Source organism: Streptomyces sp. NPDC004031 (genome assembly GCF_053604375.1).
This window is the reverse complement of the sequence record NZ_JBSGHL010000105.1, coordinates 1-11528: the sequence shown is the minus strand read 5'-3', so window position 1 is coordinate 11528 and position 11528 is coordinate 1. Positions and strand designations below refer to the sequence as shown.

Sequence of the window (11528 nt, the reverse complement as noted above, 5' to 3'; positions counted from 1 at the left end):
GTGCAGTTGTACGACTGCAACGGGACGGCCGCGCAGGTGTGGTCGGTGGGTTCCGACGGTACGGTGCGGGCGCTGGGCAAGTGCCTGGACGTGACGGGTCAGGGCACCGCGAACGGGACGAAGCTGCAGTTGTGGGACTGCAACGGTTCGGGTGCGCAGCAGTGGGTCGCGGAGTCCGACGGGCATCTGCGCAACCCCCAGTCGGGGCGTTATCTCGACGCTCCCGGCGGTGCGACGGCCAACGGGACCCGGCTGCAGATCTGGGACCGCAACACCAACGCCTGGCAGCTCTGGCACCTGCCGCAGGGAGGCGGCACGACCACCCCGCCCGGCTCGTGCACCCCGAGCCTGGGCAGCGGGCAGTACAACACACCGGTGTCCTTCGGCGGCGTGACCTACCAGGTCCTGGTGCACGTCCCGGCCCGCGCCGCAGGGGCGCGGCTGCCGCTGGTCCTCGACCTGCACGGCAGCCAGTCCACCGGCGCCGGGCAGCTCGCGTACAGCGACATGGCGCCCACCGCCGACGCGGGCGGCTTCATCGTGGCCGCGCCCACCGGGGTGGTGCCCAGCGGCAGCGGGTACATCTGGAACGTCCCGTACGTCACGCCCAGCGGCACTCGTGACGACGTCGGCTTCCTGCGGCAGGTGATCGACACCCTCACCGCGAACGCATGCGTCGATCCGGCCCGGGTGTACGCCACCGGCTACTCCGGGGGCGGCCGGATGACCTCCGCCCTGGGCTGCCTGCTCGCCGACCGGATCGCCGCGATCGCCCCGGTGGCCGGCATCCGGGCCGGGCGGCCCGACCCCGCCGACCGCAGCAGGCCGGACCCCTCGACCTGCACCCCCTCGCGCGCCGTCCCGGTGATCGCCTTCCACGGGCAGCAGGACGCCACGAACCCGTACAACGGCGGTGGCGACACCACGGCCTGGCAGTACTCGGTGCCGGTGGCGCAGCAGACGTGGGCCGGGCTCGACGGGTGCACGGCGGGGCCCGCCGTGAGTCAGGTCAGCACCCATGTGAGCAGGACGGTGTACAGCGGCTGCCGGGACGGCGCCGAGGTGCAGCTCTACACGGTCTCCGACGGCGGCCACACCTGGCCGGGCTCCCCGCAGGACAACGGGAACGGGACCGTCACGCACGAGATCAGCGCCGACAGCCTGATGTGGCAGTTCTTCCAGCAGCACCCTCTGCCGGGATCCTCCTGAGCACCTGATCGTACGTTTTACCCGACCGATTCAAGCGAGCCGGCGCCGGGATCGTCAAGACCGGCGCCGTCCTCGTACACCGGAAGGCCGAACAGTGCCGCCTGGTGAGAGAAGTTAAGTAAAGAGACAGTTGTCTGCCGGTCGTCGGCGGCGAAGTGGCGCGCTCGCACAAAACTAGACCGTTCTATGGACACCTCGCCTGTGTTCCGTCTACGTTAAGCAGCCATCGAGCCGCTTCGCCCCGACGACGAGACGTCCGTCGCTGCGCGGCATGCAGTGCGGCGCTTTCCGTTCAGTGACAAGGGAGTGGGATCGGCATGCGAAGAACAGCACTTGCGGCCACGGGCGTGGTGCTCGCGCTGGGACTGTCCGCCTGCGGCAGCGGCAGCGGGAGCGGGGGCGGCGGCAGCGCGTCCTCGGACGTGGTGCCGGTGCCCACCGACCCGGCGAAGGTGACCGGCACCATCACCGTGCTCACCAACCGCACCGACCAGGTGCAGGACGGCACCGCCAAGAAGTACGCGGCGGAGTTCAACAAGATCTACCCGCACGTGACGGTGAAGTTCCAGGGCCTCACCGACTACGAGGGCGACGTCAAGATCCGGATGAACAGCACGAACTACGGCGACGTGCTGTCCATCCCCAACTCCGTGCCGCTCAAGCAGTACCCGGCCTTCTTCGCCCCGCTGGGCACCTCCGCCGACCTGTCGAAGACCTACGACTTCACCGACCACGCCACGGTCGGCGGCAAGGTCTACGGCATCGCCAACATCGGCACCGCCAACGGCTTTGTCTACAACAAGGCCGTGTGGAAGCAGGCCGGTGTCACCACCTGGCCGACCACACCGCAGCAGTTCGTCGACGACCTCAAGGCGATCAAGGCCAAGACCGGGGCCACCCCCTACTACACGAACTACCACGACGGCTGGCCCATGACGAACTGGGGCAACGCGCTCGGCTCGCCGAGCTGCGACCCGGCCGCCAACGACAAGCTCGCCACCACCAAGGAGCCCTGGGCACCCGGGCAGGACCTGAACGTCGTCGACTCGCTCCTGTACGACGTCGTCCACGACAAGCTGTCCGAGGCCGACCCCAACACCACCAACTGGGAGAACTCCAAGGCCCTGATCGGCACCGGCAAGGTCGCCACCATGTGGCTGGGCTCCTGGGCCGTGGTGCAGATGCAGGACGCCGCGAAGAAGGCCGGGAAGAACCCCGACGACATCGGCTTCATGCCCTTCCCGACGCAGAAGGACGGCCACTTCTGCTCCGTCGTCCGCCCGGACTACCAGTACGGCATCAACATCCACTCCAAGAACAAGGCCGCGGCGCGGGCGTGGATCGACTGGTTCATCAACAAGTCGGGCGACGCGCAGGCGGCGCTGTCGATCTCCTCGGTCAAGGGCTCGCCGCTGCCCGCCGACCTCCAGCCCTTCCAGGACGGCGGCGTGCAGTTCGTGCACATGGCGTACGGCAAGACCGCCCTGGTGGACGAGATCGACAAGGCCTCCGAGATCGGCCTGAACAACCAGGACTACCCGCAGCACATCGTCGACGTCGCCCGGGGAGCCGCGGGCGGCGACAAGGACAGCATCTTCCAGGACCTCAACAAGAAGTGGTCCGACGCCCAGGGCACCCTCGGCTGACCGGCCCCGCCGCACCGCTGCTCCGGCCCGGCTCGGGCCGGAGCAGCCCCACCCCCATGACTGCCGCACACCCCTGCCGCCCCCACCGCGCGGCGACCGGAAGAAGGACCACATGAGCGCACCGCGGACCGCGGGCCGCACACCTCCCGCCCGCACCCTTCCGCCGCCGGACGCGGCCCGCTCCCGCCCGCCGCGCCGCCGCCCGGCCCCGCGGCGCAGGACGGGGGCCTGGTGGGGCACCCCCTGGCTGTACCTGCTCGCCCCGCTCGCGCTGCTGGTGACCTTCACCCTGCTGCCCGTCGCGGACATGTTCTCGTACAGCTTCACCGACTGGGACGGCATCAGTCCCACCCGCAACTGGGTCGGACTCGCCAACTACACCGACCTGTTCACCCGGCCGCAGCTGTTCCAGGTCTTCTGGGTCAGCCTGTTCTACCTCGGCGCGTCCGCCGTGCAGATCTGCGCGGCGCTGTACTTCGCCACCGTCCTCAGCTTCGACACCCGGCTGCGGAACCTGTTCAAGGGCATCCTGTTCTTCCCGTACCTGATCAACGGTGTCGCCGTCGGCTTCGTGTTCCTGTACTTCTTCCAGCCCGGCGGCACGCTCGACACCGTGCTGCACTGGTTCGGCGCCGGCCCGCACCTGTGGCTGGGCAACCCGCACCTGGTCAACACCTCGCTGGCCGGGGTGTCGGTGTGGCGGTTCATGGGCCTGAACATGGTGCTGTTCATCGGCGCCATCCAGTCCATCCCCCCGCAGCTGTACGAGGCCGCGGCCCTGGACGGCGCGAGCCGCTGGCAGCAGTTCCGCTACGTCATCGCCCCCAGCATCCGGCCGATCATCAGCCTCAGCGTGATCCTGGCCATCTCCGGATCGCTGTCGGTCTTCGAGATCCCCTTCATCATGACCGGCGGTTCCAACAACAGCGAGACCTTCGTCATCCAGACGATCAAGCTCGCCTTCAACTTCAACAAGACCGGACTCGCGTCGGCCGCCGCCGTGGTGCTGCTGCTCATCGTGCTGCTGGTGACCTGGGCGCAGCGCCTGCTGTTCCCCGACGAGAGGGTGGAACAGTCATGACGGTGCTCGACGGTCCCGCCATCACCAGGGCGCCGCGGTCCCGCGGCCGGTCGACGCCGGTCCGCGGCCGGGTCGCGGTGCTGCTGAAGTACCTCTCCCTCGTCCTGGCCAGCGCCGTGGTCCTGGTCCCGCTGGCCGCGGTGCTGCTCACCTCCCTGCGCACCAGCGGCGAGATGGCCGACGGCGGGGCGCTCGCCGCACCGCACCACTGGTTCAACTTCCACAACTACGCGGTCGCGTTCACCGACGGCCACATGCTGCGGGCGCTGTGGAACACCTCGTTCATCCTCTTCTTCTCCGTCCTCGGCACGGTGCTGATCGGCTCGATGACGGCCTACGCCATCGACCGCTTCCACTTCCCCTTCAAGAAGCTCGTGATGGCGCTGTTCCTCGTCGCCTCGCTCGTGCCGAGCGTCACCACCCAGGTCGCGACCTACCAGATCGTCAACAACCTGGGCGTGATGGACACCCGCTGGGCGCCGGTGCTGCTCTACATGGGCACCGACATCGTGTCCATCTACATCTTCCTCCAGTTCATCCGCTCCATCCCGACCTCGCTGGACGAGGCGGCACGCCTGGACGGCGCCAACTCGTTCACCATCTACTGGCGCATCATCGTGCCGCTGCTGAAGCCCGCCATCGCCACCGTGGTGATCATCAAGGGCGTCGCGATCTACAACGACTTCTACATCCCCTTCCTCTACATGCCGGACGACAACCTCGGCACCATCTCCACCTCGCTGTTCCGCTTCAAGGGACCGTTCGGCGCCCACTGGGAGGTCATCTCCGCCGGTGCCGCGCTGGTGATCATCCCCAGCCTCGTCGTGTTCCTGGCCCTGCAGCGCTTCATCTACAACGGCTTCGCCTCCGGTGCGACCAAGTAGCCGTCCGCGCCCGGCGACCGCCGCCGCTCACCCCTCTACTGCCGAGCCCTTTCGGGCCCAAGGAGACCGTATGAAGGTCAGCACGCCGCTCACCCGCGGCTGGACCCTGCGCCTGGACACCACCAGGTCCCACCCCGAGCAGGTACCGGACGCCCTGGTGGGCGCCGCCGTCGCGGCGGCGGTGCCGGGCTGTGTGCACACCGACCTGCTGGCCGCGGGCCTGATCGCCGACCCGTTCCTGGACCGCAACGAGGCGGACGCGGCGTGGGTGGGGCGGGCCGACTGGACCTACGGCACCCAACTGCCCCGACTGGACGGCGACCACGAGTGCGCCGACCTGGTCTTCGACGGCCTCGACACCGTCGCCGAGATCCGCCTGGGCGACGGCGTGCTGGGCCGTACCCGCAACATGCACCGCTCCTTCCGCTTCGACGTCACCGAGGCGCTCGCCGCCGGACCCGCGCCGCTCACCGTGGCCTTCACCTCCGCCTACCAGGAGGCCGAACGTGTCCGCGACCTCGTCGGCGAGCGGCCCGGCGCCTACGCCGAGCCGTACCAGTACGTCCGCAAGATGGCCTGCTCCTTCGGCTGGGACTGGGGGCCGACCCTGGTCACCGCCGGACTGTGGCGCGAGCCGCGGCTCGAACGCTGGTCGACGGCCCGGCTCGCCGAGGTCCGCCCGCAGGTGACGGTGGGGGAGGACGGCACCGGAATCGTTTCCGTGCACGTCCGCGTCGTGCGCTCCGCCCGCGGCGCCGATCGCGCGCTGACCCTCGTCCTCGGCGTCGCCGGTAGTGAGGTACGCGCCGAACTCCCGCCCGGCGCAAGCGAGGTGACCCTGCGCGCCGAGGCCGCCGGGGTGCAGCGGTGGTGGCCGCGCGGCTACGGCGACCAGCACCTGTACGCGTGCACCGTCGCCCTCGCGGACGACGGGGGAGTCCCGCTCGACCGGTGGGAGCGCTCCGTCGGCTTCCGCACCGTGGAACTCGACACCGCGGCGGACGCGCACGGCAGCGCCTTCACCCTGGTCGTCAACGGCACGCCCGTCTTCGCCCGGGGCGTCAACTGGATCCCCGACGACGTCTTCCCCTCCCGCGTCACACCCGGGGACTACCGGCGGCGCCTGGAACAGGCCGCGGACGCGGGGGTGGACCTGGTGCGGGTGTGGGGCGGCGGCATCTACGAGAGCGGCGACTTCTACGCCGTCTGCGACGAGCTGGGCCTGATGGTGTGGCAGGACTTCCTGTTCGCGTGCGCCGCCTACCCCGAGGAGGAGCCGCTGCGCTCGGAGGTCGAGGCCGAGGCGCGGGAGAACGTCGTCCGCCTCATGCCGCACCCCTCGCTGGTGCTGTGGAACGGCAACAACGAGAACCTGTGGGGTTTCCGCGACTGGGACTGGGAGCCCGCGCTGGCCGGCGCGTCATGGGGCGAGGGCTACTACCTCGACCTGCTGCCCGCCGTCGTCGCCGAGACCGACCCGACGCGCCCGTACTGGGCCGGCAGCCCCTGGTCCGGCTCCCGCGACCTGCACCCCAACGACCCCCGGCACGGCACCGCCCACTCGTGGGAGGTGTGGAACCGCCAGGACTACACCGATTACCTCGACGACGTGCCGCGCTTCGTCGCCGAGTTCGGCTGGCAGGCCCCGCCCGCGTACGCCACCGTCCGCCGGGCGATCGGCGACGAGCCGCTGACGCCGGACTCGCCCGGCATGCTGCACCACCAGAAGGCCGAGGACGGCAACGGCAAACTGGACCGCGGGCTCGCCCACCACTTCGCCGTCCCCACCGACTTCGACACCTGGCACTACCTCACCCAGGTCAACCAGGCACGGGCGATCGCCACCGGCGTCGAGCACTGGCGCGCGCACTGGCCACGCTGCGCCGGGGCGATCCTGTGGCAGCTCAACGACTGCTGGCCGGTGACGTCCTGGGCCGCCATCGACGGCGACGGCCGGGAGAAGCCGCTCTACCACGAGCTCAAGCGCCTCTACGCCGACCGGCTGCTGACCTTCCAGGACCGCGGCGGGCGGACCGTGCTCGCCGCCGTCAACCAGAGCGGTACGCCCTGGACGTGCCGGGTGCGGGTGCGCAGGCTCGACGCCCACGGCGGGCAGGCCGCCGAGCACCTGGTGCCCGTCACCGTCGCCGCCCGCTCTGTCGCCCTCGTCGACCTGCCGGGGGAGGTGACCCTCCCGGCCGGTTCCCGCCGCGACTTCCTCGTCGCCGACGCCGACGGGCTGCGCGCGCTGCGCTTCCCCGTACCCGACCGCGACTTCGCCTACCCGGGCGCCGAGATGACCACCGAGGTCGTCCCGCGGCCCGGCGGCGCGCTGGTGCGCGTCACCGCGCACACCCTGGTCCGCGACCTGCTGCTCCAGGCCGACCGGCTGCACCCTGACGCGCGGACCGACCGCGGCCTGGTCACCCTGCTGCCCGGCGAGAGCGCCGACTTCCTCGTCACGGGGTGGACGGGTGAGGGCCTGGAAGCACTGCCCGCCGCACTGCGCTGCGTCAACTCCTCCGACGCGGTGGACCCGGTCGCGGTGCGGTGACCGGTCCACGGGCGGGCCATCGGCTCGCGCGGCGCGTGACGATCCGGGACGTCGCGCGCCGCGCGGGGGTGTCGGCCGCGGCCGTGTCCCTCACCTTCAGCGGGAAGCCGGGCGTCTCGCCCGCGACCCGGCGGCGGATCGAGGCCGCGGCCGCCGCCCTGGACTGGCGCCCCAGCCCCCTGGCCCGGATCCTGGCCAGCAGCTCCGCGACACACGGCGGCACCGTCGCCCTGGCGGCGGCCGTCCCGCCGGGGAGCGGCGGGCGGCTCGTCCCGGACGACTTCCTCGCCGGCGCCCTGGAGGCGCTGGACCGCGCCGGGTGCCAGGCGCTCCTGACGTCCGGGGGGACCGGGCACGGCGTGCCGGCGACGGTACGCCAGTGGTGGCAGGCGGGGCGGATCTGCGGGGCGGTGCTGTACGACGGGAGCGGGCACCTCGCGGCGACCGGCGAACTGACCGCCGACGGTGTCCCCGTCGTCACGGCCGCACCCGCGCACCGCTCGCCGGGCGGTCACCCCACGGTGTGGTGGGACGACCGGACGGCCGCGGAGGCCATGCTCGGCTACCTCGCCGCCCTGGGCCACCGCCGCGTCGGCTACGTCGCCGACCAGCCGGTGCGCGGACGCCCCGGACGCTTCCGGGCCGGTGCCACCGCGCACCGGGTCGAGCCGTCGGCGGTGGCCGTCACCACCGGCCGCGCCGCCGAGGTGGCCTGGGCCACCCGGGGGCTGTTGTCGGGCCCGCGCCCGCCCACCGCCGTGCTCTACGACTCCGCCGCCGGAGCCGTGACGGGCCTAGGCGTCGCGGGCGAGATGGGGATCGCCGTTCCGGGCTCGCTGAGCGTCCTGGCCTGGCAGGACTCCCCGCTGTGCGTCCTCACCCGCCCTCGGATCACCGCGATGGCGCACGGCGCCGCCGACCTGGGCGGCCACGCCGTGCGCCGGCTGCTGGCCGTGCTCGGCCACCGGCCGGTCCCGCCGGTGGCCGGGGGCACGCCCTACCCCGCCTACCGGGACTCCGTCGCCCCGGCGCCCTGAAACTACCTGCCGCGGGCTGGGTGCGGGCCGTCCGCGAGCAGGGCGGCCCCGATCAGACCGGCGTCGGCGCGCAGCGCGGCCGCCTCCACGCGCACCCCCGCGGCGAACGGCAGGACCGCGTAGGAGGCGAGGTGCCGCCGCAGCGGTGGGAAGAGGACGTCGTGCGCCTCGGCGACGCCGCCGCCGATGACGGCCACCTCGATCTCGACCAGCGTTGCCACCGCCGCGACGGCGGCGGCCAGGGCGCGCGCGGCGGTGTCGAAGGCGGCGAGGGCCGCGACGTCGCCGGTGCGCGCGTCGGCCGCCAGCGCGGCGCCGTCGGCCGCGCCCGTCGGCCGCCAGCCGTTCCGCAGCGCCCGCCGGGTCAGGGACGTGCCGCTCGCGAGCTGTTCGACGCAGCCCCGGGAGCCGCACACGCACGGATCGCCCAGCAGGTCGACGGTCATGTGCCCGAGGTGGCCCGCGTTGCCGGTCGGGCCGTTGCGGACGGCACCGTCCATGACCAGGCCCGCGCCCACTCCGGTGGACACCACCATGCACAGGGCGTCCCGGCAGCCGCGGGCGGCGCCGAACCGGTGCTCGGCCGCCGTCATCGCGACGGCGTCCCCGCACAGCGCCACCGGCAGACCGGTTGCCTGCGGCAGGCCCCGCACCCGTTCGACGACGGGGAAGTCCCGCCAGCCGGGGATGTTGACCGGGCTCACGCTGCCGCGGGCGATGTCGACCGGTCCCGCGCTGGCGACGCCCAGGCAGGCCACCCGCGCCCAGGACGGCAGTCCGGCCAGCTCCTCCAGCACCGCGCGCAGGGCTCCGAACACCTCCTCGGCCCCGCCGCCCGGCGGCGTCGGGCGCTGTGCCCGGTGCAGGACGGCGCCGTGCGCGTCGACGACCGCGCCGGCGATCTTGGTGCCGCCGATGTCGAGGGCGGCCAGCAGCCGGTCACCGGCCGGTGGGCAGGGGGTGGGCGACGTCTCGGGAGTGCTGACGACCATGACTGTTGTCTCCGTCCGGGAGGAGGGGCGGGAGGCCGACCCCGGGCAGGGGGCCGGTCGCGGCACCGGGAGTGCACCGTTTTAGACCCGGTTGCCGGAGCGGCCGTGGTGCGGTCGCGGGCGGCGTACCAGGAGTGTGATGCCGGTGGCAGCGTCGGTTCCGGTGGGGTGGAGGGTGGACCGGGCAGGGGCTCCCGGGATCTGTTCTTGAACGTTTTATAGACGCAGTGGTGGTGCGGCGTCTACGGTGAGGCGCAGACCGGGCGGGGACGGCGGCCCTGCGTCCCGCACACCCGCGGCGGCCGCGGCCGCCCGGTCCGCCGTGCCCGCGAGCGCCCCCGCGAGGGGAAGGCCCGTCCCGGGCCGCACACCCGGACGGACGCCGGGTGACCGGCCTGCCGGTACGGACGATCCAGCTCCCGCATTCCGTCGAGGAGATGACACGTGCTCACAGCTCTTCACCGAAGTCGCAGCAGACGGCTCGCCGGTGTCCTCCTGGCCCTCGTCGCGGCGCTCGCCGCGACCCTGACCGCCGTCCCGGACGCCGCTGCGCGCACCGCGCACGGCGCCCCGCACGCGCGCACCCAGCAGGGCGTGCTGGCGGGGCGTCAGGCCGCACCGGGCGTGGACTTCTTCGGCCGCGTCCCCTACGCGGCGCCGCCGGTCGGCGCCCTGCGGTGGCGCCCGCCGCAGCCCGCCCAGAACTGGCACGGTGTACGAGACGCCTCCCGGCCGTCCCCGGCGTGCCCGCAGACGGAGAACAGCAACGGCCCGCGCTCGCTCGCCGAGGACTGCCTCTACCTCGACGTCTGGCGGCCCGACACCCCGGCCGTCCGTGCGGGCCGGGCCCCGGTGCTGTACTGGATCTTCGGCGGCGGCGGCATCAACGGGTCGGGCAGCCAGTACCAGGCGGCGGCGCTCGCCGCCGAGACCGGTTCCGTCGTCGTGACGGTCAACCACCGGCTGGGCTGGCTCGGTTTCCTGGCGCTTCCCGCGCTCGGCGCCGAGGCCTCCGACGGCATGTCCGGGCAGTACGGGCTCATGGACCAGATCGCCGGACTCCGGTGGCTGCGCTCCAACGCCCGCGCGTTCGGCGGCGACCCCCGCCAGGTGACCGTGGCCGGGCAGTCGGCGGGCGGGCGCGCCGTGTGCCGGCTGCTGGCCGCGCCGCCGGCCCGCGGCCTGTTCACCCGGGCGGTCATCGAGAGCGGGGCGTGCGACGCGCAGCCGCTCGGCCCGGCGCAGGAGTCCGGGACGGCGTTCGCCGCGTCCGTCGGCTGCACCGACCCGGCCACCGCGGCGCGGTGCCTGCGCGGCAAGGACGTCTCCACCCTCGTCGACCGGCCCGGTGCCCCCGGCACCCCGGCGATCGGCGGCAGCGTGCTGCCGCTCGACCCCCGCCAGGCCATCGCGGAGGGGCACTTCACGCACGTCCCCGTCCTGATCGGCAACACCCACGACGAGAACCGCCCCTACCCGGGCATCGCCCAGCCGGCCACCGAGGCCACGCTGACCGCGTGGGTGCGGCAGTCCTACCCGCAACTGGCCGACCGGATCCTCGACCTGTACTCCGGCCGGACCCCGGCCGACGCGGCCGGTGCCATCGCCTCCGACCCCGACCGGGTCTGCCGCGCCTGGACGATCGAGAACGCGCTGGCGCCGCAAACACCCACGTACGCCTACGAGTTCGCGGATCCCACCGCGCCCGCCGAGGCCGTGACCCCCGGATTCGCCTGGGGCGCCTACCACACCACCGAGCTGGAATACCTGTTCACGTTCACCCGCAGCGACGGGACGCAGAAGTTCCTGACCGGTCTGGACCCGGCGCAGGAGCGGCTGGCGCGGGCGATGCGCGCCCAGTGGGGTGCCTTCGTCGCCACCGGACACCCCGACCCGCGGCAGGGCCCGTGGCCGTCCTACCGCACGGACCGCCCCGAGACCCTGCAGTTCCGCCTGTCAGGACCGGGCCTGACGGCCGGTTTCGCCGCCGACCACCACTGCGACTTCTGGAACGCCCACGGCCTGATCCGCACCCAGTGACGCCCGGGGCGGGCCGCCCCGCGAGGGCACGAGAGGCACACCGTCCGCCCGACGACGGACCTGCGCTTCGTCTGCGTCTTCAACC

Annotated in this window: 8 protein-coding genes; 7 read left to right on the top strand and 1 reads right to left on the bottom strand. The window is 72.8% G+C overall.

The genetic code is table 11. The features are described 5' to 3' along the window. The 6 genes from ACWERV_RS35750 to ACWERV_RS35725 all read left to right on the top strand — a co-directional run. On the top strand, positions 1-1209 hold a 1209-nt coding region (locus ACWERV_RS35750; protein ID WP_452940981.1), incomplete at its 5' end, for an extracellular catalytic domain type 1 short-chain-length polyhydroxyalkanoate depolymerase. A gap of 317 nt (positions 1210-1526) precedes the next feature. Then, positions 1527-2855, top strand: a complete 1329-nt coding sequence (locus ACWERV_RS35745; RefSeq protein WP_452940979.1) for an ABC transporter substrate-binding protein — start codon at positions 1527-1529, stop codon at positions 2853-2855. A 112-nt stretch (positions 2856-2967) separates the two neighbouring features. Continuing rightward, a complete protein-coding gene (locus ACWERV_RS35740; RefSeq protein ID WP_452940977.1) occupies positions 2968-3936 on the top strand; it encodes a carbohydrate ABC transporter permease in 969 nt (322 codons plus the stop codon). Continuing rightward, on the top strand, positions 3933-4820 hold the full coding sequence (locus tag ACWERV_RS35735; RefSeq protein WP_452940975.1) for a carbohydrate ABC transporter permease: 888 nt from the start codon (positions 3933-3935) through the stop codon (positions 4818-4820). Before ACWERV_RS35740 ends, ACWERV_RS35735 begins: the two co-directional genes overlap by 4 nt. A gap of 70 nt (positions 4821-4890) precedes the next feature. After that, positions 4891-7374 carry a glycoside hydrolase family 2 protein gene (locus ACWERV_RS35730; protein ID WP_452940973.1) on the top strand — a complete coding sequence of 828 codons (2484 nt, stop codon included), beginning with the start codon at positions 4891-4893 and terminating at the stop codon, positions 7372-7374. Positions 7375-7409: 35 nt separating this feature from the next. After that, a complete protein-coding gene (locus ACWERV_RS35725; protein WP_452940971.1) occupies positions 7410-8411 on the top strand; it encodes a LacI family DNA-binding transcriptional regulator in 1002 nt (333 codons plus the stop codon). A gap of 2 nt (positions 8412-8413) precedes the next feature. Here the strand turns inward: ACWERV_RS35725 and ACWERV_RS35720 are convergent, their stop codons facing one another. After that, positions 8414-9403, bottom strand: coding sequence for an ROK family protein (locus tag ACWERV_RS35720; protein ID WP_452940969.1), 990 nt, complete (start codon positions 9401-9403; stop codon positions 8414-8416). A gap of 444 nt (positions 9404-9847) precedes the next feature. Between ACWERV_RS35720 and ACWERV_RS35715 the strand changes: the two genes are divergently transcribed. Beyond that, positions 9848-11443 (top strand): carboxylesterase/lipase family protein, encoded by a 1596-nt coding sequence (locus tag ACWERV_RS35715; protein WP_452940967.1) that lies wholly within the window; start codon positions 9848-9850, stop codon positions 11441-11443. The last annotated feature ends 85 nt before the right edge of the window (positions 11444-11528 follow it).

Excerpts from the sequence above, each read along its gene's own strand:
- ACWERV_RS35745 (WP_452940979.1), top strand. The coding sequence starts at position 1,527 with ATGCGAAGAACAGCACTTGCGGCCACGGGCGTGGTGCTCGCGCTGGGA.
- ACWERV_RS35740 (WP_452940977.1), top strand. The coding sequence starts at position 2,968 with ATGAGCGCACCGCGGACCGCGGGCCGCACACCTCCCGCCCGCACCCTT.
- ACWERV_RS35735 (WP_452940975.1), top strand. The coding sequence starts at position 3,933 with ATGACGGTGCTCGACGGTCCCGCCATCACCAGGGCGCCGCGGTCCCGC.
- ACWERV_RS35730 (WP_452940973.1), top strand. The coding sequence starts at position 4,891 with ATGAAGGTCAGCACGCCGCTCACCCGCGGCTGGACCCTGCGCCTGGAC.
- ACWERV_RS35720 (WP_452940969.1), bottom strand. The coding sequence starts at position 9,403 with ATGGTCGTCAGCACTCCCGAGACGTCGCCCACCCCCTGCCCACCGGCC.